Source organism: Desulfobulbus sp. (assembly GCF_030824455.1).
GTDB lineage: Bacteria > Desulfobacterota > Desulfobulbia > Desulfobulbales > Desulfobulbaceae > Desulfobulbus.
The window spans coordinates 43,495-67,361 of the sequence record NZ_JAVBXR010000022.1 but is presented as its reverse complement, the minus strand read 5'-3'; the positions used below and the strand labels follow the sequence as shown (position 1 = coordinate 67,361).

Below are 23,867 nucleotides of genomic sequence, written 5' to 3'. Positions count from 1 at the left end.
GCGGCGGAACCGGCGGGCATCTTTTTCCGGGCATAGCGGTGGCGACCGCCATGCGCCGGCGGGAGCCGGAAACCAAGGTGCTGTTCATTGGCACCTCGCGCCTCCTCGATCAACAGGCCCTGGCCGGCCTGGGTTTTGAGCTGGCGGCTTTGGAATGCGGCGGCGTCAAAGGGCTCGGTCTGGGAGCGCGATTTCGCAGCCTGGCGCTCATGCCGGGCGCGGTGCTTACGGCTGCGGCCATGTTGCGGCGGTTCAAGCCGGATCTGGTACTCGGCGTCGGCGGCTACGTGACCGGGCCAGTCCTGCTCGCGGCTCGTTTCTTGGGGGTTCCCATCGCCATCCACGAGCAGAATTCAGTGCCGGGCATGGCCAACAGGCTTGCCGGCAAGCTGGCGGACCGAGTCTTTGTTTCCCTGCCATGCACGCCGCCTTTCCCAGCGGCCAAAACGGTGCAGACCGGCAATCCGGTGCGGCGGGAGATTCTAGCCGCTGCCGCTCAAGAACGATTGCGCGCTGATCTGCCGACTGTGTTGGTGCTGGGCGGCAGTCAGGGGGCGCGCCGCGTCAACCAGTTGATGATGGAGGCTGTGGCCTTGCTCGCGCAACAAGGAACGCCGCTGCGGGTGATCCACCAGACCGGAACCGCCGATCAGGAACAGGTGACGGCCTGCTACCGCGCCTTAGGGGTCGAGGCCGAGGTTTCCGCCTTTATTCGCGACATGGCAAGCGTCTATGCCCGCGCCGATCTGGTGGTGTCGCGCGCCGGAGCAACCACCCTGGCGGAACTGGCGGTCATGGGGCTGCCGGCCCTGCTGGTGCCGTACCCCTACGCTGCGGACGACCATCAGGCAACAAACGGAGAATATTACGTAAAAGGAAGAGGCTGCCGGATGCTGCGCGAGTCCGGGCTGACCGGCGAAATTCTTGCCCGATCCGTCAGCGAATACTTGCACAACCCGGAAGAGTTACATACAATGGCGGCCAACATGAAGACCATGGCTATGCCGGACGCCGCCAACCGGATCGTGGATGAATGTTTGCGGCTTGCCGCCCGCCCGGCGCAGCCTTGATAATCCTCTCCTCATTTGACAGCAGAGCCCTTCATGTATAGAAAAACCAAACATATCCACTTCGTCGGCATCGGCGGCATCGGCATGTCGGGCATCGCCGAGCTGCTGTTGAGCCTCGGCTATCAGGTAAGCGGTTCCGACCTGCGATCCACCGACATCACCCGGAGACTGGAGCAGATGGGCGGCGTCGTCCACGAGGGCCACGAGGCCGCTTGGGCTGCCGGGGCCGACGTGGTGGTGACCTCCACCGCCATCGCCGCCGACAATCCCGAAGTGGTGGCCGCCAAGGAAGCGCACGTTCCAGTGGTGCAGCGGGCGGAGATGCTCGCGGAGTTGATGCGGCTGAAGAAATACGGGATTGCGGTGGCCGGCAGTCACGGCAAGACCTCCACCACCTCGATGGTGGCCGCCATTCTGGCCGAGGCCGGACTCGATCCCACCGTGGTGGTCGGCGGCAAGGTCCACGCCCTGGGCAGCAACGCCAAGCTGGGCGAGGGCGAGTTTCTGGTGGCCGAGGCCGACGAGAGCGACGGCTCGTTTCTCAAATTGTCGCCGGTGATCGAGGTGGTTACCAACATCGATCTCGAACATCTCGACTATTATCGCGACATCGAACACATTAAAGAGTATTTTCTTGCCTTCATTGATCGTCTGCCCTTTTATGGGGTCGCCGTGGTCTGCATCGACAACGACAACATCGCTCAGGTGCTGCCCCGGATTCAAAAACGCATCGCCACCTATGGTCTGACCGAACAGGCCGATCTGCAAGCGGTCAAGATCACTTCCGGCAACGGCGCCTCCCAGTTTACGGTGCGCAACCGCAACGGCGAACTGGGCGTGATTCGTCTCAATCGGCCGGGAAAACACCTCGTCTACAACAGTCTGGCCGCAATCAGCGTTGGTTTGGAGTTGGAGATTGATTTTGCGGTTATCGCCAAGGCGCTCGAGAATTTTCAGGGCGTGCAACGTCGCCTCCAGGTGAAAGGCGAGGTCGGGGGCGTGTTGGTGGTGGACGATTACGGTCATCATCCCACCGAAATTAGGGCCACTTTGGACGCGGTGCGCGAAGGCTGGCCGGAGCGACGGGTGGTGGTGGCCTTTCAGCCGCATCGCTACAGCCGCACCCAAGGTTTGTTTGCCGATTTCACCACCGCTTTTCGCCGCGCCGACGTGCTGGTGCTGACCGACATCTATCCGGCTGGCGAGCAGCCGATAGAAGGGGTCACCTCCGAGCGTTTGCAGGAGGCCATCAAACAGCACGGCCAGCGTCAGACCTATTGCATTTCCCAACTTGTCCAGCAGCCGCAGGCGTTGGCGGCGCTGCTGCAGCCGGGCGATCTGTTGCTGACCCTGGGGGCCGGCAACATTGTGCGGGTGGGCGAACAATTGTTGGATCTGCTTGCGGAACAGTCTCATTAATGCAAATTTTGGGTTGCGTCAGAGTCGGCGCGGTCAGAACAACGAAAACGGGAGGGCAATCATGAATAGTCAACAACGCGCTGAGCTTGCGGCGTTGTGTCCCTCGGTTCGTTGGGGCGCCAATATGGCCGCCTTTTCGACTTTTCGCGCCGGCGGCGAAGTCGAGGCTCTGGTTGAGATCGGCGATTCCCAAACCCTGGCCGCGCTCCTGGATTGGCTGCATCGGCAGCGAATTTCCTGGCAGGTCATTGGCGGCGGCTCCAATATTCTTGTTACCAGAGGGCGCCATGAAGGCGTCTTTATCCGCCTGCGCGGGACAACACGGGACATAACGGTCGAACCTGCCCCCTGCGAAAACCAGGCCGCACATGAGGTTCGGGTGCGGGTGAACGCCGGCTGCAGTCTGGCGGCGGTGATTGGCTGGTGCGCCAAGAACAGCCTGGGCGGATTGGAGTTCATGGCCGGCATCCCTGGTTCCATCGGCGGCGCTGTGCGCATGAACGCCGGGGCTTTTGGCCATTCGATCAGCGAGGTCGTTGACTCGGTGCAATGCGCAACCAGTCAGGGCGAAACTGTCGAGGTTGACGGCAAGGAGATCCGCTTTGCTTACCGGAGCAGTCGCCTGCCGGGAGAACCTGCGGCCAAGATGCTCATCGCCGCGGTCGCATTGCGTTTGCGGCCCGCCGACCGGCTTCAGGTGGCCGGGCAATGCCGGGCGATCATCAGCCAGCGCAAGCAGAAGCAGCCGTCGGGAGTCGGATCGGCAGGCTCCTTTTTCAAGAATCCCGCCGGCGATTATGCCGGCCGCCTGATCGAATTGGCCGGGCTCAAGGGGCTGGCGCAGGGTAAGGCGATGGTGTCGCCCAAGCACGCCAATTTCATCGTCAACACCGGCGGCGCCGTACCCGAGGACATCCTCGCGCTCATGGAGCAGGTGCGACAAAAAGTGTTGAAGCAGTCAGGCGTGTTGCTTGAGCCTGAAGTCCACATTTTTTAGGAACCGGAAGTGTGAGGACTGATGGCGATCTACACCCCCCGTCAGGCGCCGACCCGTTCCCGGAAAGGGGGCAGAAAGCCCCGCTGGACCGACAGGCTGCGCGGAACGCTGTCGCGCAAGCCGGCCAAACCGGTTCCGTTCAGGCCGCAGTCGATGGCGACCGGCTCGCAAAGAACGGGGCAATGGAAACGGTTTTCCCAAAAGATCCTGCTGGCGCTCGTTCTCTGCGTTGTTGCGGGGGGGCTCTTTTGGGCTTCGACCCGGTTGTTGCTCCGGTCCAATATTTTTCGTTTGTCGGACATCCGGATTACCGGCGAGCACGTCGTCACCGAGCGCCAGATCCTCGATCTGGCCGGGTTGCAGCAGGGCGGCAGCCTGATGCGGTTCAACGCCAAGGCGGCTGAAGCGCGGATTGCCGAGCACCCGTGGGTGGAGAGCGCGGAGATCAAAACCCAGTGGCCCTCGGCGGTGGAAATCACGGTCAACGAGCATCAGCCCTTTGCCCTGGTGAATGTGGAGACGGACAAAGAGCGACGATTGCGCTACCTCAGCCGGTCGGGGCGTCTGTTTGCCGAGGTGGGGCAAGGGCAGGAGTTGGATTTTCCGGTGATCACCGGGGTGGCGGCCGGCAGAGACGTCGATGCGAACGGATTTGTCAAAGGCAGCCTCGCCGAGTCGGCCTGCGCCCTGCTGCAGTTGGCGGCCAAAGGCAACGCCATCCTGCCGATCCAAGCGGTGTCCGAGGTGCATGTGGACGAAAAACGGGGCGTCATTCTCTATCTGGTGGACCGCCCCTTTCCCGTCTACTTTGGGGCTGATCGGCTGCAGACAAAATTTTTTCGGCTGGTCAAGGTCCTTGAACAGCTGTACGCAAAAAAACAGGTTGATGCTGTTAAAGAAATTCGAATGGATTATTTAGATGATAAAGTCTTGGTTACCGGAGCCCAAATTGACGGATGAGGAGTTGGACGAACAGGAACCGCGCGAGCCAGGTGAACTCGTCGCCGGCCTGGACATAGGCACGACCAAGGTCTGCGCCATGATCGGCGAGGTGCATGACGATGAGGTGGAAATCATCGGCGTCGGCACCGCAGCCTCCTCAGGCATGAAAAAGGGCGTGGTGGTCAACATCGAGTCCACGGTCAAGTCGATCCGCCAGGCGGTTGACGCGGCCTCGGACATGGCCGGCTGCGACATCGAGTCGGTTTTTGTCGGTATTGCGGGCAACCACATCAAAGGCTTCAACTCTCCGGGCATCATCGCCATCAACAACCAGGAGATCAAGGAAAAGGACATTGAAGCCGTCATCCAGGCGGCCCAGACGGTTAAGATTTCCGACAATCAGCAGATCATCCACGTGCTGCCCCAGGAGTACATGGTCGACGATCACACCGGCATCCAGAATCCGCTCGGCATGACCGGGGTTCGGCTGGTGACCAACGTCCACATCGTCACCGCCGACGTCACCGCCTTGCACAACGTGGTGACCAGCTGCAACAGGGCTGGACTGAACGTGGCCGAGATTGTCCTCGAATCGGTGGCCTCGTCCCTGACCGTGCTCGGCAAGGACGAAATGGAGTTGGGCGTGGCCCTGATCGACATCGGCGGCGGCACCACCGATCTGGCCATCTTTTGCAACGGCACCATCAAGCACACCTGGGAACTGGCCCTGGGCGGCAACAATCTAACCAGCGACCTCTCCGTGGGGCTGCGCACCCCGCTGCTCGAGGCCGAAGAGCTGAAATACCTCTACGGCGGCGCCCTCAGTTCGATGATTAAGGAAAATCACATCATTGAGGTGCCCACGGTCGGCGACCGCAAGCCGCGCAAGGTCTCACAGCGGATCATGGTGGAGATCCTTGAGGCCCGGATGGAAGAAATTCTGCAGATGGTCAACAAAAACATCTGCGCCTCGGGCTATCGCAACCGGATCAACGCCGGCATCGTCATCACCGGCGGCACTGCGCTGCTGGCCAACATTGTCGAGATGGCGGAGCAGGTGTTTGATTTGCCGGTGCGCATCGGCTACCCCCAAGGGGTCAACGGGCGAATTGAGGACATCCGTTCGCCCCGATGCACCACCGGCGTCGGGCTGGTGTTGCACGGCAGCAAGGCCAAGGCCTATGTGCCGAAGGAAAGCGGCGGGATGGTAAGCAAGTTTAAAAATTGGGTAAAGAATATCGTCTGAATCGACTGAGTTTTCCCTTTGGCGCCGCTTTGCGCGGTGGTATATACAAAGGGAATTTATCGGGGAATTTTTTCTTGGGAGAGAAACATGCCGTTTAGGATGGCCGAAGAAGAATCTGTTGCAGTTATAAAGGTAATCGGGGTCGGCGGTGGCGGCGGCAACGCCATCAACACCATGGTGGAGAGCCGTTTGGCCGGCGTGCAGTTTATTGCCGCCAACACCGATATGCAGGCCTTGGAGAAATCCCGCGCCGACATCCGGCTGCAGCTGGGGCCGGGAATCACCAAGGGCATGGGCGCCGGCGCCGATCCGGAAATGGGTCGCGAAGCCGCTCAGGAGAGCTACGAGGATTTGCAGAGCGTGCTCAAGGGCGCGGACATGGTGTTCGTCACCGCCGGTCTGGGCGGCGGCACCGGCACCGGCGCAGCGCCGGTGATTGCCAAGCTCAGCAAGGAATCCGGCGCGCTGACGGTTGCGGTCGTCACCAAACCGTTCTATTTTGAGGCGAAAAAGCGGATGCGCAACGCCGAGTCGGGCTGGGAACGGTTGAAGGAGTTTTCCGACACCATCATTACCGTGCCCAACGACCGGCTGCTCAGCCTGATGAACAAGAATTCCACCCTGGTCGACATGATGCAGATGGTCGACAACGTCCTGTTGCAGGCGGTCAAGGGCATCACCGACCTGATCAACCTGCCGGGGCACATCAACGTCGACTTTGCCGACTTGAAGACCGTCATGAAAGAGGTCGGTCCGGCGATCATGGGCACCGGCACCGCAGTCGGCGAGAATCGCGCCACCGAGGCCGCCAAACGCGCCATCGACAATCAGCTGCTTGAGGACGTCGGCATTGACGGCGCCCGCGGCATTCTGATCAACATCTCGGCCGCCAAGGACACCCTGACCATGAACGAATTCATGGAAGCCTCGGCCCTGATCCAGGAAAAAGCCCACGACGACGCCAACATCATCATCGGCGCCCTGTTCGACGAATCCCTGGGCGAGGAGTTGCGGGTGACGGTGATCGCCACCGGCATCTCGAGCATCGAGGAGCCGGAGATCTCGCAGCTTGAGGTGGTGCGCAGCCGTCAGACGCAGCAACCGCCGGCCACGACCCGCTCGCGCATGCCGAGGCTGCTTGACGACGACGCCATGCTGTCCGAGGCCGCCGCAGTGAGCATCGCCAAACCCAATCTCCTGCCCAAGGGTTTGCCGCGCATGCCGAAGCCGATTTTTGACGACCACGAACTCAACGAGTACGAGGAGCCGGCCTATCTGCGCAAGAAAGCGAACTAACAGCCGGGCGTTCGTTTTCGCGGACACGGTTTTGACGGCGCCGACACAACGCAGCGCACAGGGGAATATCTTCGGATATTCCCCTGTGGCGTTTTGGCGCTCAAGACCTCGGCTCGTGTTGCACCGGCTGCTTTGCAGGGCCGCCTCCTTTCCTCCTCCCCTGGTCTGATCCCTTGTCCGTCCATTTGGCTGCTGAAACCGGCACAGTCCGCAAGAAGTGGAAAGACCGAACGCCGGTGGCGCTGCTCTATCCCAACACCTACCCGGTGGCCGTTTCCAACCTTGGCTATCAACTGGTCTACACCCTGCTCAATCAGCAGGAGGCGATTGTCTGCGAACGCTTTGTCTATCCTGCGCAGGGCGAACCTCTGCGTTCCCTGGAATCCTCCCGCCCTTTGAGCGACTTTCCCCTGGTGCTGGGTTCGATCAGTTTTGAGCACGACTATCCCCGTCTGGCGGCCATGCTGGCGGCGGGCGGCATTGCCCCCTTTGCCGCAGACCGGTCGCAGACCGTGGGGGCCGGCGAACCGCTGGTGGTGCTGGGCGGGGTCGGGGTGTTCATGAACCCCGAACCCCTGGCCGTTTTCGCCGATCTGATGGTGATCGGCGAGGCCGAACCGCTGCTGGCGTCGCTGATGGCGGCTTTGGGCGAATATGCCGCCGGCGCCCGGGACGAGTTGCTGCTGCGGATCGGCGGAACCTTTCCTGGTTGCTATGTGCCCGGCATGTACCAATTTTCCTATGCGGACGACGGCGAAGTCACCGGGATTGCCCCACGCGCCGGTCTGCCGGAGCGGGTGGTCAAGGTGATCGCGCCCGCCATGGAACAGGCGGCCCATTCGACCCTGCTGTCGCCCGAGGCCGAGCTCGGCATGTATATGGTCGAACTGGGGCGGGGCTGCAGTCGCGGTTGCCGGTTCTGCGCCGCTGGGTTTATCTATCGACCGCCCCGGTTGTGGACGGCCGAGGCCATCCTCGCCGGACTGGCCGACCGACCGGAGCGAATGGACCGCATCGGCCTGCTCGGCATGGAGATGGTCAGCGAGGAAACCGTGGACCAGATCGCGGCCTATCTCCGGCAACACGATTGCGCGCTCTCCTTTTCATCGTTGCGGGCCGACCGCATCTCAGAGCAGACCCTGGAACTGCTCGCGGCCTCCAACCTGAAAAGCGTGGCCATTGCCGCTGACGGCTGTTCCGAGCGGTTGCGCACCCTGATCAACAAGGGGCTCAGCGAGGACGATCTGTTGTCCGCCGCCGAGCGTCTGGTTGCGGCGGGCATCTTTCATCTCAAATTGTATGTGATGATCGGCCTGCCCACGGAAACCCGGGACGATCTCGACGAACTGATCCGGCTGGTGGAGCGGTTGCGCGCCCGGATTCTGCCGGTGGGCCGGGCCAGGGGGCGGGTGTCGGAGCTGACCCTGTCGATCAACTGTTTCGTGCCCAAGCCCTGGACGCCGTTCCAGTATTGCTCCTTTGGCGGGCTTTCGCCCCAGGCCGCCAGCGAGCAACGCGTCGAACCGGCCCTGGCGGCGCTCAAGGACTCCATCGGGTACTTGCGTAAAATGCTGAACAAAACCGCAAATCTGCATCTCAAATTCGATCATCCGGAGCAGGCGCTGCAACAGGCGGTCTATGCCCGGGCGGATCGCCGCATCGGCCCGGCCCTGCTGGACGTCGGGCTCGGCCGCTTCTCCTTCAAGCAGGCCCTGCGCCGCCTCCGGATCGATCCCTGGCAGTACGCCGTGCGACCGCGCCGCCGCGATGAGCAGATGTGCTGGCAGGTGGTGGATCACGGCGTTCGCCCCGGTTTTCTCTGGGAGGAGTATGAGCGAGCCCTGCGCGGGACCGCGACCCGGCCGTGCGAACCCGCTGTCTGCCGCCGCTGTGGAGTTTGCAATGAAACCCGCTAGACCCAGCGTTGTGCGCAGAACGCCGCCGGTCAAGAAGCGCCTCCGGCTGCTTTCCAGGCTGCTCTCGAGGCTGCAATTGCGCCGGCCCGATTTTTCGCAGCTTTGGCGCCGCCTGCGGTTCCGGGACGGCGGCAACGCCCTGCTGCCCTTTGAACTGGTCAAATATTTTTCCTTCACCTCGCTGCTGTTGATCCTGATCGCCTCGTTTATCCTCTCCTGGGTGATTGCGAGCAACGCCAAAACCGTGTTGCTGCAGCGCAGCGAGGCCTATTCCCGCCTCTTTGCCGACAACCTCAACCGGCAGGTTTTTCTCCAGTTTGTGCTGCCCACCGTGGTCCGCTACGGCCGCATCGCGCTGTCCGAGCAGGATCAGTACGAGCGTCTGGATCAGATTGTGGGCAACATCACCCGCGGCATGCGCATTGATTCGGTGACCATCTTCGAGCCCCGCCAGAATCGGGTCGCCTATTCCACCATGTCCGAACTGATGGGCAAGCGCGACATGGGGGGGCTAGAGTACCAAAAGGCGGCCAAGGGGGACAACAATTCGGTGTTGATCAGCGGCGGCAGCCTGTTCAGCCTGCTGCCCGGAGCGGCCAAGGTGTTCTGCACCCTGAAAACCTATGTGCCCTTTCGGCAGGAGAACAAGCTGGGCGAGCACACCGGCGAGATCATGGGGGTGATTGAGGTGGTGCAGGATCTGTCCGAGGATTTGGAGGCCATTGTCCGCCTCCAGGCCCGGGTCATCATCCTCTCCCTGGCGATTATGTCGGTGCTGTTTGTGATCCTCAGCCTGATCGTGGTGCGGGCCAACCGGATCATGGCCGAGCGGGCCGAAGAGCGGTTGCGCCTGGAGGAACAGCTCAACGAGGCCCAGCGCTTGGCCTCCCTGGGCAAGATGGTGGCGGCGGTGTCCCATGAAATTAAAAATCCCCTGGGCATTGTCCGCACCACGGCTGAAATCCTCGGCAACCGGATCAGCAAGGTGGCGCCCGGCAACGAGCGGCTGGCCCACATCATCGTCGAGGAAACCTCGCGTTTGGACGGCATTGTCCGGGAATTCCTCGATTTTGCCCGGCCCCGCGAGATCAAAAAAATGCCTGGCTCGCTTAACGCGGTGATCGAACGGCTGCTGCGGTTCATGGAGCCGGAACTGCAGCAGAAGGCGGTGCAGGTCGAGATGCTCCTTGACCAGGATTTGCCTGAGATCGTTTTTGACAGCGAACAGATGTATCAGGTGCTGTTCAATATCGTGTTTAACGCCATCCAGGCCATGCCCGAGGGCGGCAATCTGATTTTGACCACCGCCCTGGGCATGAAAAAGGGGACAGTTGTGGCGGAGATCGCCGATTCCGGCGTCGGCATTCCGCCAGAGAAACTGGAGCAGATCTTCACCCCATTTTACACCGACAAGAATCGCGGCACCGGGCTGGGGCTGACCATTGCCAAAAGCATTGTCGACAAACACCAGGGCAGCATTGCCGTGGTCAGCACGCCGGGCGAGGGCAGCGTCTTCCGCATCGTCCTGCCGGTGACCGCAGGGGGAGCGGCGTAAGGTTCGACCATGCTGAACGGCGCGGGCGGGGTGCACATCGGCTGCTGCGTCAGCGGCCACGGCTTTGGCCACGCCACCCGGGCGATCGCGGTGATGCAGGCCCTGAGCGAACGGATTGCGGCCCGCTTCACCATCGTCACCTCGGCGCCGTCCTGGCTGTTTGCCGCCTCGCTTGCGGCGCCGCACACCGTGCACCATCTGGAAACCGACGTCGGGCTGGTCCAGCAAAGTCCGCTTAGCGAAGATCTGCCCGCCACCCTGGCGGCCCTGGACCGGTTCTATCCCTTGAGCGAGGCCCGCATCCGCCCGGCCGCCGCTCTCTTTGCCGATTGTCGTCTGGTGCTGTGCGACATCGCGCCGCTGGGAATTGCCGCCGCCCACCTTGCCGGCATTCCCTCCTTCCTGATCGAAAATTTCACCTGGGATTGGATCTACGAGGGCTACGCGGAATACGCGAAAAATCGGCCCCAATTTCGGGCTCACATCAACACCTTGGCCGCTCTGTTCCGCCAAGCCGATTACCATATCCAGACCCGCCCGGTGTGTTGCCCAGCGCCCTGCGACCTGACCGTCGATCCCGTGGCCAGGCGCCTGCGCAATCCCGAAACGATTCGCCGGCGGCTGCACTGCGAGCCGGGGCAACAGCTGGTCCTGCTCACCATGGGTGGTGTCTGCAGCCAGGGCGGCGAAGACCTGGACCTTGAGCCGCTGCTGCAACGCCTGGATATGGTGTTTGTTCTTCCCCGTCGTCAGGGGCCGGACGAATGCATCGACAATCTTCGTTTCCTCTCTCCCCGATCCCCCTGGCATCACCCCGATCTGGTCGCCGCCGCCGATCTGGTGGTGGGCAAGGTTGGCTACTCGACCGTGGCCGAGGCCTATCACGGCGAGACTGCCTACGGCTACGTGCCGCGCCCTGGTTTTCGCGAATCAGCCACCCTTGAGGCCTTCCTTGACAGCCGCCTGCTTTCATGGAAGATAGAAGAGCGCCGCCTGCAGAGCGGCGAATGGCTGGCGGACATGCCGCCCCTGCCGACCGTCAAGTCGCCGCCCAGGCGCAAGGCAAACGGCGCGGATCAGGCGGCCGGCTACGTGGCCGCACTTCTTGCTCAGGATTTCGGATGCCGAACCTCGAAATAAGCAATCTCTGTTTTCAACATCGCGGACCCTATGCCTTTCGCATTGCCGGCGGCGAGTGCGTTGGCCTTGCGGGGGCCTCCGGGGCGGGCAAGAGCCTGCTGCTGCGGGCCCTGGCCGACCTTGATCCGCGCACCGGCGTCATGCAGCTGGGCGACGTCAACGCAGATACGGTGACCGGTCCTCAGTGGCGGCGCCTGGTGGGTTTGCTGCCTGCGGAAAGCGGCTGGTGGCTTGACCGGGTCGGCGAGCATTTTGCCGATTTTGCTGCAATTGACGAGCAGACCCTGGCCGCCGTGGGATTTGACCGCTCGGTGCAGGATTGGCAGGTCAGCCGTCTTTCCACCGGCGAACGGCAACGGCTGGCCATCGTTCGCCTGCTGGCCAACGGGCCGCAGTGTCTGCTGCTCGACGAACCGACCGCCAGCCTGGATCACGACGCCGCGGCCAGAGTTGAAAATCTGCTGTTGCGTTACGGCGCGGACCGCCAGGCGCCCATGCTCTGGGTCAGCCACGATCCCGCTCAGTTGGAGCGGGTCAGCCGGCGGGGTTTGCGCATGGAGAGCGCTGGCCTGCTTGTCGACGCAGGAGGCGCAGGCGATGCACGTTAAGCCGCTGACGCCCGCCGACTTGGCCCTGGCCGCCTCCTTGCTGGTGCTGCTTGGGCTGCTGTCCTGGCGGCTGCGTCTGGGCCTGGCAAAAAATCTGGCTATTGCCGCCGCGCGCACCACGGTGCAACTGCTGCTTATTGGCCACATCCTGCGGCTGCTCTTTGCCCATGTGCACATCGTCTACATGGCGCTGATTTCCCTGGTGATGCTCATTGCCGCCGGTCGCGAGGTGATGGCGCGCCAGCAGCGCCGGGTCAGCGGTCTTCAGGGCTGGCTGATCGGTTCCGGCGCCATGTTTCTCTCCTCATTCACCGTCACCTTCCTCGCGCTGACCGTGGTTATCGGCAACGAGCCCTGGTATGCGCCGCAGTACGCCATTCCCTTGCTCGGCATGCTGCTGGGCAACACCATGAGCGGCGTGGCCGTGGCCATGGACCGGATGACTGAAACCCTGTGGCGGGAGCGCCGCGTCGTCGAGCAGCGCCTGCTCCTGGGGCAAACCGCCGCCGAGGCGGTGGGCGAGATTCGCCGCCAGGCCATCCGCTCCGGCATGACGCCGATCATCAACTCCATGGCCACCGCCGGCCTGGTGAGCCTGCCCGGCATGATGACCGGCCAGATTCTCGGTGGTTCCAGCCCCATGGATGCGGTCCAGTACCAAATTCTGATCATGTTTCTTATCTGCGCCGGCACCGGTTTCGGCGCCATTGCCGCCATTCGCGGCGTGGAGCGGCGGTTGTTCGACGGTCGTCATCGCCTGCGGCTTGACGCCCTGCAGACGGCCGACGAGGAGCAACGACCGTGAGGCGCACGGCTTCGGGCATCCCCGCCCTTGCCAAGGCAGGCCGACGTCAGGCCAAAGGGCAACCTTCTTCCCGTTCTCGCGGACCGCTGAAAATTGCCGGCATCTATCTGGCCGTAGCCGCGCTCTGGGTGATGTTCTCCGATTATCTCGTCGCCTTGGCGTTCCGCGATACCGCCCTCTTGACTCTGGCGCAAACCTGCAAAGGCTGGTTGTTTGTCGTCGGCACCGCCGCGTTGATTTATTTTTTGCTCAGACGGGAAATAGCGACCTATCAGACGACAACCAACCATCTGCGCCAGAGCGAGCAGGAACTCCGCGACATCCTCGACGCCATGCCGGTGGGCATTGCCCTGACCGACGGCGTAACCATCGAATACATCAACATCAGTTTTTGCGAACGGTTTGGCTACAGCCTCGACGAGATTCCCACCGACGAGCAATGGTTTTTGCTGGCCTATCCCGATCCGGCCTACCGGGAATTGCTGATGGCCGCCTGGAAGGAGGCGCTTGACAGCGCGCGGACAAGCAACGCCCCGATCCGGCCCTTCGAGATCAAGGTGGCCTGCAAAAACGGCGAGATCCGCCACGCCATCGCCAACACCCAGCTGATCGGCAAGCGGATTGTGGTGATCCTCACCGACATCACTGAGCGGGAGCTGTTGCGCAATGAGTTGATCAAGATGCAAAAGCTGGAATCCATCGGCGTGCTTGCCGGCGGCATTGCCCATGATTTCAACAATATCCTTACCGGCATCATGGGCAATCTGTCCTACGCCCAGGTGCTGCTCGAACCCGACCATAAGGCCCGCCAACCGTTGGACTCGGCGGAGCAGGCCTCGGCGCGGGCGGCGGAACTGACCAAGCAGTTGCTGACCTTTGCCCGGGGCGGGGAACCGATCCGACAGGCGACCTCGGTGGCGGCGCTGGTTAACGAGGCTTTGAGCCTGATGTTGCGGGGCTCGCGGGTTCGAGGCGAAGCGCAGATCGCGGCCGACGTCTGGGCCGTGCAGGTCGACGCCGGCCAGATCTCCCAGGTGCTCAACAACATCATCATCAACGCGGTGCAGGCCATGCCCGACGGCGGCGTGCTGCGGATTGTCGCCGAGAATGCGGTGATTGAGCGCGATTCCTTGCAGGCCCTGGCCGTGGGGAAATATGTCCGCATCAGACTGATCGACACCGGCCGCGGCATTGCTCCGGAGATCTTGGACCGCGTCTTTGAGCCCTACTTCAGCACCAAGGCCACGGGCAGCGGGCTGGGGCTGGCTTCGGCCTACTCGATCCTCACCCGGCACGGCGGCGCCATAGCGGTCGAGTCCACAATCGGCAGCGGCTCCACCTTTACCCTCCACCTTCCAGCAACCCAGGCCGCGCCCACAACCGCGCCGGCGCCGGTTGGCGAGGCCCCAAGCTCGGAACGATCCGACTCGCCGCAGATTCTCGTCATGGACGACGAAGCGGCCATTTGCGACATTGCCGCCGCCATGCTCGGCTATCTGGGCTACGAGGTCGACACCTGCGCCGACGGAACAACCGCCACGCGTCTCTACGAGGCGGCCCTGATCGCCGGCAGACCCTATGCGGCGGTCATCATGGATTTGACCATCCCAGGCGGCATGGGCGGCAAGGAAGCGGCCAAGCTGATCCTCGCCCGGCGGCCCGGGGCTCGATTGATCGTCTCCAGCGGCTACTCCCACGATCCGATCATGGCCGACTACCTGAGCCACGGGTTTTGCGGCGTCCTGGCCAAACCCTACAAGGTGGCTGAATTGGGACGGGTGCTGGCAAACGCGCTGGCCGAGAAATAGCCCGACTGAAAGACGCCCGCCGCTCCAGGGACAGGCCGCGCAAGGTTGTGCTTGCGGCCTGGCTGCAAATAGAGGATTATTTCCAACGCTTGGTGTTGGAGTTCGTGCCGGTTCACGCACTCGATTGTTGAATTCCCTGTGGGTGAGGAGTGCTCCGGATGGGTTGTATTGACGAGATCAGGAAGCGCTTTCCTCCGATCATTTTTTTGCTGTCCCTGTTGTCGGCCTTTCCGCCGCTGGCCACCGACATGTATCTGCCGGCCCTGCCGCTGTTGCAGCGCGAGCTGCAGGCCCCGCTGGTGGCCATCAATCTCACCCTGGTCACCTTTTTCATGACCTACTGTGGCTTTCTGCTCGTTTACGGGCCGCTGTCCGACCGATACGGCCGGAAACCGCCGCTGCTGGTCGGCGTGGGGCTGTTTGTGCTGGCCTGTCTGGTCTGCGCCTCGGCGCACAGCGCCAACATGATGATCTTCGGCCGCTTCCTCCAGGGGGCGGGCGCCGCAGCCGCCTCGGCCATTGTTTTTGCCGTCAGCAAGGACCGTTTCAGCGGCCAGCAGCGGCAGCGGGTGTTCATCCAGATTGGGGTGATTGTCGCCACCGCGCCGATGATCGCCCCGATTCTCGGCGGCTGGATTATCAAACTGCTTTCCTGGCACTGGATTTTCGTCCTTCAGGCGGTCCTGGGGACCATCGCTTTTGCCGGCGTGTTTGCCATGGACGAGTCCCTGCGGGCGGAGGCCCCGGCCAGTTTCCGCCAGGTGGCGGCCAGTTATCTGCGCCTGTGTCGCAACCGTCGCTACATCTCGCTGCTGCTGACCCTGTCCTGCACCTGCGTGCCGGTGTTCGCCTTCATCGGCGGCTCCTCGGACATCTACATCACCCGCTTCGGCTACGACGAGCAGCAATTCGGCTATTTCTTCGGCTTCAACGCCCTGGCCTTTGTGCTGGCGCCCCTGGCTTTTTCGCGAATGGTCCGCCGCTATTCCATCACCCGGCTCATGCCTTGGGCCTTTGCCGGCATGCTGGCCGCCTCGCTGCTCCTGCTCTGTCCCTGGATCCCGATTCCCTGGCGGTTGACCCTGCCGATGTTCTGTCTGACCTTCTGTTTTTCTTTTTGCAGACCCGCAGGCAACAACCTGATTCTGGAGCAGGTGGATCGCGACACCGGCGCCGCCTCGTCGTTGATGGTCTTTTTGTATTTTATGATCGGCGCCCTGGCGATGTGGTTTTTTTCGTTCGACTGGAACGACAAGATTGTGACGCTGGGATTGATGGGCGTGATTTCGGTGACCTGCACCCTGCTGCTGTGGCAGGTGGTCAAACGACGGATAGGAACGATAAACGATTGAGGCGGGGAGAGGGCGGCGCAACCAGCGTTGCTTAATTGTCGCCGATGAACATCTGGGTGGTCAGATCCCAGCAGGTGACGATGCCGTTGCGCCATTTGGCCAACTGCACGTTGCCGTCTTGGGACACAACAATGGCCATAACCTGGTGGATGGCGTTGCAGAGGTGGTAGACGGACCGGTGTCGGGAACCGTAGCCCTCGATTTTGCCCAGGGTGACCATTTTGCCCTCGATGTCGCTGGCAAGCGCCACCTCGGTGAGTTTGTCGAGCGAGCCGACGATCATGCCGCCGAAGCCCAATGGGCCGCGACTGCAGGTCACCACCGCCCCGTCCACCGAGGCTAGGCTGGCCATGAACTGCGCCTGCTCATAGAGCGCCTCTTCCAGATCGTACACCGCTGATTCGTGACGGAGCTCGACGTAATCCTTCCACGTGACGATCTTGTCCGGATCGTTGATGTCGCCCAGGGCCGTGGTCGCCAGGCGGATGGTTCTGATCATCAGTTGTTGCTGCCGCCGGACGGCCTCGTCGTTCTGGAAGCGGTATTTGAGCAGGATGGAGGGATTGTCGGCTGCCAGTTCGGCCGGATTGTCGTCGGGGAAGATGATAAAGGTGCCGCCGTGCCGGTTCATTCGGGTAACGCTGAGCACCCGTTTGATGAGCTGGAATTGCAGGTTTTCGATGAACTCGTCCTGGATTTTGGCCACCGGGTAGAGGACGCTGGCCCGGAACGCCTCATGGGCCTCCAGCAGGGATTCGCGCACCGGGGCGAGGAGTTTGTTCATCCACTTGGATTGAAAAGCATTGGCGGTGGAATCGAGCAATTTGCCGCTGTTGAGGGTGGCGATGATCTTAAGCCCCCGGCAGATGGTCAGCATGCCTGGTCCGGTCACATGGACGACAAAGGCGTCCGGCAGTTGGTTGGTTTTCTTGTTGCCGCCGCGTTCCTGCTGCAGCCAGCGAATGCCGGAGTTGACCACACCCCAGATCTGAAAGCCCTTCTCCGGATGCGGCTCAATGCCGACCAGCGAGCGTTCGAAATCCACGGCCGGCGAAAGACGGCGCAGTTCGTATTCGTTGAAGGGGCGGGGGGGCGAGAAAAGCAGGCGGAGAAATCCCTTGGGCGGTCCCTGATCGGGCGGGAAAAGTTCGGATTTGGCCAGGATAAGCCGGAGGGTGACCGGTCGGTCTTCCTCGCGCATCATGCTGACTTGGTAGCAGGTGGAGATCAGTTGTTCCAGAGCCGCCTTGCCGGGCAGAGTGCTGGTCGCCTGGCCGTCGTCGCTTGCCTCCGCTGTCGGCGTGCCGTTCCAGCGCTGATTGATGAGGGCGACAAGTTCGGAAGGGTAGACGTGCATGGCCGGTTCCGGGGAAGAGTTTGCGGGAGTAAGGGCAGTATACCGTAGGTTGCATCGAGATGAAACCCTGATCTTGGCGGTTGGTAAAACTATTTTCTTGGAGTGTTTTCCAGAGGATGCGCGGCTGGTGGGATTTTCTGGAAAAGGGTTGTGTTGCGAAGGGTTTTGCGGTAGTAGGGAGCCTTGGACGAGGGGGTCGGTTGTCCCGGTGGGCGGCGGGCTTTTGTTATCGAGCGAGAGACAAGCAGAGTTGGACATGAAAAACGGATTACGAGAAACCCTGGCGGACGTCAGCATTCCCTTGGTCAAGATTCCGGCGCATCCGGTGCGGCTGGAGTTGCCGGAGTCGGAAAAAAAGGCGCTGCGCGAGCGCGTCAAAAGCATGCTGCAGGAAAAGAACGCGGTCCTGGTCGCCCACTATTACACCGACGGAGAATTGCAGGACTTGGCCGAGGAGACCGGCGGCTGCGTTGCCGACTCGCTGGAGATGGCCCGGTTCGGGACCGAACACCCGGCGCAGACCCTGGTGGTGGCCGGGGTGCGGTTCATGGGCGAGACATCCAAGATTCTCAATAACGAAAAACGGGTGCTGATGCCCGATTTGGCCGCCACCTGCTCGCTGGACGAGAACTGCCCGATTGATCTCTTTGCCGAATATTGCGACCGTCATCCCGACCACACGGTGGTGGTCTACGCCAACACCAGCGCCGAGGTCAAGGCGCGTGCCGACTGGGTGGTCACCTCTGGCATTGCCCTGCCGGTGATCAAACATCTGGCTGAGCGCGGGGAAAAAATTCTCTGGGGGCCGGACAGGCATCTGGGGCGCTATGTGCAACGTCTGACCGGGGTGGAGATGATTCTCTGGCCCGGCTCCTGCATCGTCCATGAGGAATTCAAGGCGGACGCTCTGGCGCGGTTGCGCGAGCTGCATCCCCAGGCGGCGGTGCTGGTGCATCCCGAATCGCCCCAAGACGTGGTCGATCAGGCGGATGTGGTGGGCTCCACCACGGCCCTGATCCAGGCGGTGCAGCAACTGCCCAACAAAGAGTTCATCGTGGCCACCGACGCCGGCATCTTCAATAAGATGAAGCAGCTGGCCCCGGACAAGATCCTCCTTGGCGCGCCGATTGGCGGCGAGGGGGCCACCTGTGAAAGCTGCGCCCGCTGTCCGTGGATGGAGATGAACACCCTGGCGAAACTGGCGCAGGCTCTGGAGACAGGGGCAGGCGAGATCCTGGTGGCGCCGGAATTGGCGACTCGGGCGCGGATCCCGATTCAGCGGATGCTTGATTTTGCCAAGACCTTGAAAAAGTAGTTGGCGAGAGAGGGCGGGAGATGTTGCGGCCTTGAGCCCAGGCGGCGCTGTGCCTGCTGAGGCAACGGCAGGCTATCGTGCCGCGTCGCCTGGCAGGCTCAATTGCTCCAGGGCATAAATTAACCGCCGATTGACTCGCGCGACGGCCGGAATCGGCCCGTGTCCAAGTCCAGCCCTTGAAGCAGGATGCGCGGGTCCTGGTAGAGGCTGCTGATCAGGCCGCTCTGCCGGCGGTTGATCAGCAGGCGGATGTCAATGCCCGGCAGGGTCAGCATCTCGTAGTCGGTGTCGGCGTCGCCGGCGGCCAACACCGGTGTGCCGTCAATCCATTGGTTGACGATCTCGGCCTTGCCTTCGCGGAAGGTGGTGGGGTAGGCGTTGAGATCGTCAATGGTCAGCGTCTCGCCTGCATCCAGGCGGACCCGGATGCCAAAGACGTGATCCCGATCCACCGGGAACCCCAGCAGTTGCGCCGCGCCTTCCACCAGCCATTCGGTGCTGGCCGAAATCACATACGATTCTATTCCCTGCCGCGCCAGGTTGCGCATCAATGCCAGCATCTCCGGATGGGCGTGGAGGCCCAGCGGATAGCTCGCTGCAATCCGGCCGAGCGGCTCCGGCGCGTCGCAGGTCAGCGTTTCCTCAATCAGCGGCTCTTGCCGCACCGCAAGCACCACTTCAATTGCCAATTGCCGCACTTCGTCGGCGGTAAATCCAGCCAACAATTTGCCCATAAAGGGCAGCACGTAGCGCGGCCCCAATCGCTCGTCCTTGCGCGCCTTGTCGGCGAACCAGAGCAGCAGGGCGGCGAACAGCCGATACTCCGGCAGCAACAGGGCCTGGTCAATCCGATTGTCGGTTATCAGCGGCCAGAGTCGTTGGTAGGCGGCGCAGATCGTCGAGGTGATCGCGGTCATCGAGCGGCCGGCCAGATCGCCTTCGATCCGGGGAAGGATGGCGGCCAGTTGCTCCGGTCGCAGGCAATAGCGCAGGTGTTGCAGTTGGCTGCGAAACACCGCCTGGCCAACGTCGCGGAAGATGCAGGTGTTGTCAAAATCGAACACGGCAACCGGCTTGGCGGAGAACGACCGCGCCGAGATCGCCTTGATCCTGGTTGAGATTTGCGTCAGGTTTTCCGGGAGCCAGTTTCCCGCCTCATCCGAGGTCTCGGCCGTCTGCAACTGCATGGGTGTTCCTGAAGGTGTCATTGCCTGTGATTCGCGGGAAATGTCATGGGAGCGGGCTGAGAGTCCGGATCGGGAAAACAGCCGATTGTGTCGGGTTATATACGATAAACAGAGGAGTTTTTAAAGGGCTGTTTTTGCTGTCTCTTTTTTTATGTTTTTAACTCCTGGAAACAATTTGGAAACAGCTGCTTTGCACGCCTTGTCTTTTCCGATTCTACGATGACTGCCGTTCCCATCCATCCTCTTTTTCTTGCCAACTCAACGCTTGCGTATTTGTCAACCGATGCAATCTTCGCATTTTGGGCCTGCCCAGCGGTGATCACGCCACATTCCATGCATTGGTAAAGCCAACGCCTATTTCACTGTAAGCCAGCGAAACAAGATCGCTGGGTTCGTCTAGGAGTCCGCGGCGCCACAGGGCGAGCTTCGAACGGACCATGTCAGTTCGGTTCTGATTGACATGTAGGGTGCTGATTTGGTGGCAGTTCGTCTTCCGTTGAAACGCTTTTCACGGTACACGCCGCAAAAGGCGTATTGTAACTTTAACAATATCCCAAAATTACCGTTGAGTTGCCTCGGAAGGAGGAAAAAGAGCGTTCTGATCCCTCCATCTCAACCAGTGAAATGCAGCGTAAAGCCAACTGCCTGTAGGTGTTTGGCTTTTTTGTGGCTTTCGTTCTTGCTCATGCCTCTTGGGCTCCGCCTGGTGTATAAAAAGTCACCAAATGCATGAAATCGCTGTGTAAAAAATATACATGCGCATAAGTGTTGCTTTGCAACAAGGCGCTTGATTTTATTTTTAATTTTGAGACGTTATCGCTTTGTTGGGAATGTAACTTGTTTCATAACTTCCAGTTGTCTAAAATGCCGAATTTGTTCGCTTTCCTTTGGTGGTGCCCGTCAAATTGCTGAAAAATTGTTATTTTTAGTTAAAATTTTGAAGTTATGTTTTGTGTGGCACGCCATGTGCTAAAAAGTATGTCACCACCTCTTCTGCCGACTCGTTTTCACTTGGAAACAGTCGGCTTTTTTATGTTGTTTTCAATTTTCCCAAATTTAAAAATTCGCATTTATCTGGAGAAAATACAACTGTCGCCATTAAACAAAGCTGATAAAGGAGGCTGCATCATGAACTGCAGAAGTTGTTTTTTAATCGGATCGTTATTTGTGCAATTGACCTGTCATGGTATCGCATCTGCGGAAATGGTTTCAATCAAGGGGGACGATATCAATATGCGCTCCGGTCCAGGAACAAATCATCCTGTTCTTTACACATTGGGATCAGGCATGCCCCTTGACGTCATTAATCGTTCAGAGGATTGGCTTCAGATAAAAGATTTTGAAGGCGATACCGGTTGGGTGCACCAAAGCATGGTGAGTGACAACCCGACGGTGATCGTTAAGGCCAATAAAGATTCCACCGCTCAGATTAATGTTCGCAGTGGTCCTGGAACAAAAAACAAAATAGTCGGCAAAGCATTCTATGGAGTGGTATTCCGCAAATTAGGAGAAAAAAACCAATGGGTTGAAGTGGAGCATGATGGTGGGGTGAAAGGGTGGATTGATCGTAGTCTCCTGTGGGGAATGTAGCTCAGGGGAGCAAGCGTTTTTGTGCTTGTCCCTGTTCGGTTCTGATTGACTGGTGCGGCAGCGGTTTTTCTTCAGTAGAAATGCTTTTTCAGGCAACCACCGCATAAGGTGTGGTATAATTTGAACAATATTGCGCAAATTTTTTCAGGCGCGGTTGCCTTGGGAGCAGGTGCGCCACAGTCAAACCATCCCATACGGAAATTACCTGGGCTAACATGAACAACATTCAAGAAAAAGATTGGGCTGAGGATGATTGGCATGGGCACACCGGAATTGACAGCTCTTGCGACTATTGCATTGTAAATGGAGAGATCGAAAAGAAGCCGAAAGGCGTGCCGGAGGTCGGCGAGAACAAAAATGACGCTGGCGAACAACAGTAGAATCTCATTTCTCTGCTAATCGAAACGGTCTCTCGGATGTATCTCCGGCGCATCCGCATGGCAATCAGCTGTGACGACAGGCCGGGTGCGACCCCTTGAATCATCCTTAATTGGAGGCAGTTATGCCCTTCGTTCAGATATCGCTCCTTCGCGGGAAACCTTCGGAATATGTTTCAGGGATTGTGGAGTCAGTGCATAAAGCACTTGTGAAGGAGTTCAATGTTCCGGAACTTGATAAATTTCAAGTGGTGTATGAAGTCGAGCCTCATCAGCTTGTTTTTCCGACAAGCTACCTTGGCGTTCCTCATTCCGATGATATCGTTTATGTTCATATTACCTGCAAAGAAGGGCGCACAATTGACATGAAGCGCCGTCTTTATCAGGAAATAGCGGCCTTGATTTCTTCAAGCACAGGTCTTGTCGAGGATGATGTGTTTATCGTGATTGCTGAGAACAAAGCCGAAAATTGGTCTTTTGGCCGTGGCAAAGCACAACTTGTTGAATGACTTGCCCAGGGTGAACAACGACCTGAATGCGTCAACCACAGCAAGAGTCGACGAAGACAGAAAGTTAAAACAGCCTTGCACACCCTTGTCAGAATCACTCTTTTTCTCCGATTTTCCGACTGTTACCGCTGTACCGCAGCGGCCCCTTCTCAGAATTCACGCAGCGATTTCAATGCAGCCTGAAAGATCAAATTATTTATCGTAATTGCCGAATACGTACTTCGATGCCAGGCGTATCCTTCAACAGTTCCGTGAGCCTGTTGGGATCCGTCTCTTTGTAGTGGTAGGGGTAGAGAATTTTCGGTCGAAATGCTTGAGCGGCATTGGCCGCCATCTCCGGCGTCATCGTCGAAGGCGTGCTCATTGGTAGAAAGGCGCAGTCGATGTCCTTCAATGCCTTCATTTCCGCGATATTTTCTGTGTCGCCCGCCACATATATTCGTTTGTCGCCAAAAGACAGCACATAGCCATTGCCAATCCCTTTTGGGTGAAAAAGTTGGCCGTTAGCCCTCTTGTTGGCCATGTTGAAGGCGGGCATGACTTGCACATCTATTCCTTGGACATCCAGACGTTCCCCGTTTGTCACGACCCATCCTTCCGGTATTCTTTCAGAACAAATTGGAGGCAGGATCACGACAGTCTCTCTTTTTTGGATATGCTGCAGAGCCTCCAGATCAAAATGATCGTTATGATCGTGGGTAATGAAAATCACATCGGCCTTGGGCAGTGTCGTGTAATTTGCCATTTTGCCGTATGGGTCAAAATGGATGACCTTCCCTTGAAAGGTCATCATTAGGGATGCGTGACCAATGAAAAAAAGTTCAACGTCGCCAGCCGATGTTTTGATGACATCCCTTTTGACCACCTCTTTCGCGGCGGCAGTCAATGTGCTCATCAACATCATCACCACGGCAATAAACGTGATCTTCATTTGAAGCGGTCCTCTATGCGGTTGACCAGTTGTCATTTTTTGAATTGTCCCAAAACAAGTGGTTGTTGTTTGATGCGATCGAAAGCCTGCTGGCATCCCTTGGGCAAGAGCGCTGAAAAGGGACGAATTGATTGTTGAAGGAATCACGAATACCCGGAGATCATTGGACAGGAATTCTCGACCTGATATCTCTTTGCTATTTTTCCAGGGGGCGACGATGGCCACGCCATTGTTCGCTTTTGAGAGTGATTTTGACGCGGCCCTTACGTTTGACGACTTCACCGCCTCAACCTCAAGAGACCATCAGCGCTTCGATATCAGAAAACACGAGAATTCCCGATGCGGCCTGACGGGAGATTACCCTTGCAAAGCTTTTCTAAACCGTGATTTCAGGGTGATGATAGCGTTCTTTAGTGTCATCCGCAAGGGCGCTTGCTGATGTTGGTC

General features: G+C 59.7%; 21 protein-coding genes. 18 read left to right on the top strand and 3 right to left on the bottom strand.

Features of this window, described 5'->3' with window-relative positions; genetic code table 11:
* The 13 genes from murG to RCH93_RS03810 all read left to right on the top strand — a co-directional run.
* Positions 1 to 1,070 (top strand): undecaprenyldiphospho-muramoylpentapeptide beta-N-acetylglucosaminyltransferase (gene murG, locus RCH93_RS03870; RefSeq protein WP_306547001.1); only part of this gene is annotated, 1,070 nt, incomplete at its 5' end.
* 33 nt (positions 1,071 to 1,103) lie between these two features.
* Positions 1,104 to 2,489, top strand: coding sequence for a UDP-N-acetylmuramate--L-alanine ligase (murC, locus tag RCH93_RS03865; protein ID WP_306547000.1), 1,386 nt, complete (start codon positions 1,104 to 1,106; stop codon positions 2,487 to 2,489).
* A gap of 61 nt (positions 2,490 to 2,550) precedes the next feature.
* Positions 2,551 to 3,486 (top strand): UDP-N-acetylmuramate dehydrogenase, encoded by a 936-nt coding sequence (gene murB / locus RCH93_RS03860; RefSeq protein ID WP_306546999.1) that lies wholly within the window; start codon positions 2,551 to 2,553, stop codon positions 3,484 to 3,486.
* 21 nt (positions 3,487 to 3,507) lie between these two features.
* Positions 3,508 to 4,446, top strand: a complete 939-nt coding sequence (locus RCH93_RS03855) for a cell division protein FtsQ/DivIB (protein ID WP_306546998.1) — start codon at positions 3,508 to 3,510, stop codon at positions 4,444 to 4,446.
* On the top strand, positions 4,406 to 5,674 hold the full coding sequence (gene ftsA, locus RCH93_RS03850; RefSeq protein WP_306546997.1) for a cell division protein FtsA: 1,269 nt from the start codon (positions 4,406 to 4,408) through the stop codon (positions 5,672 to 5,674). Before RCH93_RS03855 ends, ftsA begins: the two co-directional genes overlap by 41 nt.
* 87 nt (positions 5,675 to 5,761) lie before the next feature.
* A complete protein-coding gene (ftsZ, locus tag RCH93_RS03845) occupies positions 5,762 to 6,970 on the top strand; it encodes a cell division protein FtsZ (protein WP_306546996.1) in 1,209 nt (402 codons plus the stop codon).
* Between the two features lie 173 nt (positions 6,971 to 7,143).
* Positions 7,144 to 8,886: a radical SAM protein gene (locus RCH93_RS03840; protein WP_306546995.1), complete on the top strand. Its 1,743-nt coding sequence runs from the start codon at positions 7,144 to 7,146 to the stop codon at positions 8,884 to 8,886.
* On the top strand, positions 8,873 to 10,441 hold the full coding sequence (locus RCH93_RS03835) for an ATP-binding protein (protein WP_306546994.1): 1,569 nt from the start codon (positions 8,873 to 8,875) through the stop codon (positions 10,439 to 10,441). The genes RCH93_RS03840 and RCH93_RS03835 overlap by 14 nt, the downstream gene beginning before the upstream one ends.
* A gap of 9 nt (positions 10,442 to 10,450) precedes the next feature.
* Positions 10,451 to 11,581, top strand: a complete 1,131-nt coding sequence (locus tag RCH93_RS03830; RefSeq protein WP_306546993.1) for a hypothetical protein — start codon at positions 10,451 to 10,453, stop codon at positions 11,579 to 11,581.
* Positions 11,563 to 12,189, top strand: coding sequence for an ATP-binding cassette domain-containing protein (locus RCH93_RS03825; protein WP_306546992.1), 627 nt, complete (start codon positions 11,563 to 11,565; stop codon positions 12,187 to 12,189). The genes RCH93_RS03830 and RCH93_RS03825 overlap by 19 nt, the downstream gene beginning before the upstream one ends.
* Positions 12,179 to 12,994, top strand: a complete 816-nt coding sequence (gene fetB, locus RCH93_RS03820; protein WP_306546991.1) for an iron export ABC transporter permease subunit FetB — start codon at positions 12,179 to 12,181, stop codon at positions 12,992 to 12,994. Before RCH93_RS03825 ends, fetB begins: the two co-directional genes overlap by 11 nt.
* A complete protein-coding gene (locus RCH93_RS03815) occupies positions 12,991 to 14,802 on the top strand; it encodes an ATP-binding protein (RefSeq protein WP_306546990.1) in 1,812 nt (603 codons plus the stop codon). Before fetB ends, RCH93_RS03815 begins: the two co-directional genes overlap by 4 nt.
* Positions 14,803 to 14,960: 158 nt before the next feature.
* Positions 14,961 to 16,154, top strand: coding sequence for a multidrug effflux MFS transporter (locus tag RCH93_RS03810; RefSeq protein WP_306546989.1), 1,194 nt, complete (start codon positions 14,961 to 14,963; stop codon positions 16,152 to 16,154).
* A 31-nt stretch (positions 16,155 to 16,185) separates the two neighbouring features.
* On the opposite strand, the gene RCH93_RS03805 is transcribed toward RCH93_RS03810, so the two are convergent.
* Positions 16,186 to 17,511, bottom strand: coding sequence for a putative sensor domain DACNV-containing protein (locus RCH93_RS03805; protein WP_306546988.1), 1,326 nt, complete (start codon positions 17,509 to 17,511; stop codon positions 16,186 to 16,188).
* A gap of 256 nt (positions 17,512 to 17,767) precedes the next feature.
* Here RCH93_RS03805 and nadA point away from each other — a divergent pair, with 256 nt between their 5' ends.
* Positions 17,768 to 18,826, top strand: coding sequence for a quinolinate synthase NadA (nadA, locus tag RCH93_RS03800; RefSeq protein ID WP_306546987.1), 1,059 nt, complete (start codon positions 17,768 to 17,770; stop codon positions 18,824 to 18,826).
* A gap of 119 nt (positions 18,827 to 18,945) precedes the next feature.
* On the opposite strand, the gene RCH93_RS03795 is transcribed toward nadA, so the two are convergent.
* Positions 18,946 to 20,013: an HAD family hydrolase gene (locus tag RCH93_RS03795; protein WP_306546986.1), complete on the bottom strand. Its 1,068-nt coding sequence runs from the start codon at positions 20,011 to 20,013 to the stop codon at positions 18,946 to 18,948.
* A 978-nt stretch (positions 20,014 to 20,991) separates the two neighbouring features.
* Here RCH93_RS03795 and RCH93_RS03790 point away from each other — a divergent pair.
* The 3 genes from RCH93_RS03790 to RCH93_RS03780 all read left to right on the top strand — a co-directional run bounded on the left by RCH93_RS03790 (position 20,992) and on the right by RCH93_RS03780 (position 22,489).
* Complete coding sequence (locus tag RCH93_RS03790; protein ID WP_306546985.1) at positions 20,992 to 21,603, top strand: SH3 domain-containing protein; 612 nt, start codon at positions 20,992 to 20,994, stop codon at positions 21,601 to 21,603.
* Positions 21,604 to 21,818: 215 nt separating this feature from the next.
* On the top strand, positions 21,819 to 21,983 hold the full coding sequence (locus RCH93_RS03785) for a hypothetical protein (RefSeq protein WP_306546984.1): 165 nt from the start codon (positions 21,819 to 21,821) through the stop codon (positions 21,981 to 21,983).
* 122 nt (positions 21,984 to 22,105) lie between these two features.
* Positions 22,106 to 22,489 carry a tautomerase family protein gene (locus tag RCH93_RS03780; RefSeq protein WP_306546983.1) on the top strand — a complete coding sequence of 128 codons (384 nt, stop codon included), beginning with the start codon at positions 22,106 to 22,108 and terminating at the stop codon, positions 22,487 to 22,489.
* Positions 22,490 to 22,685: 196 nt separating this feature from the next.
* Here RCH93_RS03780 and RCH93_RS03775 read toward each other — a convergent pair whose 3' ends face one another.
* Complete coding sequence (locus tag RCH93_RS03775; protein ID WP_306546982.1) at positions 22,686 to 23,645, bottom strand: MBL fold metallo-hydrolase; 960 nt, start codon at positions 23,643 to 23,645, stop codon at positions 22,686 to 22,688.
* On the opposite strand from RCH93_RS03775, the gene RCH93_RS03770 reads away from it, so the two are divergent.
* Positions 23,638 to 23,859: a hypothetical protein gene (locus RCH93_RS03770; protein WP_306546981.1), complete on the top strand. Its 222-nt coding sequence runs from the start codon at positions 23,638 to 23,640 to the stop codon at positions 23,857 to 23,859. The two genes, RCH93_RS03775 and RCH93_RS03770, sit on opposite strands and share 8 nt — an antisense overlap.
* The last annotated feature ends 8 nt before the right edge of the window (positions 23,860 to 23,867 follow it).

Coding starts and splice junctions, on each gene's coding strand:
- murC (WP_306547000.1), top strand. CDS start 1,104: ATGTATAGAAAAACCAAACATATCCACTTCGTCGGCATCGGCGGCATC.
- murB (WP_306546999.1), top strand. CDS start 2,551: ATGAATAGTCAACAACGCGCTGAGCTTGCGGCGTTGTGTCCCTCGGTT.
- RCH93_RS03855 (WP_306546998.1), top strand. CDS start 3,508: ATGGCGATCTACACCCCCCGTCAGGCGCCGACCCGTTCCCGGAAAGGG.
- ftsA (WP_306546997.1), top strand. CDS start 4,406: ATGATAAAGTCTTGGTTACCGGAGCCCAAATTGACGGATGAGGAGTTG.
- ftsZ (WP_306546996.1), top strand. CDS start 5,762: ATGCCGTTTAGGATGGCCGAAGAAGAATCTGTTGCAGTTATAAAGGTA.
- RCH93_RS03835 (WP_306546994.1), top strand. CDS start 8,873: ATGAAACCCGCTAGACCCAGCGTTGTGCGCAGAACGCCGCCGGTCAAG.
- RCH93_RS03830 (WP_306546993.1), top strand. CDS start 10,451: ATGCTGAACGGCGCGGGCGGGGTGCACATCGGCTGCTGCGTCAGCGGC.
- RCH93_RS03825 (WP_306546992.1), top strand. CDS start 11,563: ATGCCGAACCTCGAAATAAGCAATCTCTGTTTTCAACATCGCGGACCC.
- fetB (WP_306546991.1), top strand. CDS start 12,179: ATGCACGTTAAGCCGCTGACGCCCGCCGACTTGGCCCTGGCCGCCTCC.
- RCH93_RS03810 (WP_306546989.1), top strand. CDS start 14,961: ATGGGTTGTATTGACGAGATCAGGAAGCGCTTTCCTCCGATCATTTTT.
- RCH93_RS03805 (WP_306546988.1), bottom strand. CDS start 17,511: ATGCACGTCTACCCTTCCGAACTTGTCGCCCTCATCAATCAGCGCTGG.
- nadA (WP_306546987.1), top strand. CDS start 17,768: ATGAAAAACGGATTACGAGAAACCCTGGCGGACGTCAGCATTCCCTTG.
- RCH93_RS03795 (WP_306546986.1), bottom strand. CDS start 20,013: ATGCAGTTGCAGACGGCCGAGACCTCGGATGAGGCGGGAAACTGGCTC.
- RCH93_RS03790 (WP_306546985.1), top strand. CDS start 20,992: ATGTCACCACCTCTTCTGCCGACTCGTTTTCACTTGGAAACAGTCGGC.
- RCH93_RS03785 (WP_306546984.1), top strand. CDS start 21,819: ATGAACAACATTCAAGAAAAAGATTGGGCTGAGGATGATTGGCATGGG.
- RCH93_RS03780 (WP_306546983.1), top strand. CDS start 22,106: ATGCCCTTCGTTCAGATATCGCTCCTTCGCGGGAAACCTTCGGAATAT.
- RCH93_RS03770 (WP_306546981.1), top strand. CDS start 23,638: ATGGCCACGCCATTGTTCGCTTTTGAGAGTGATTTTGACGCGGCCCTT.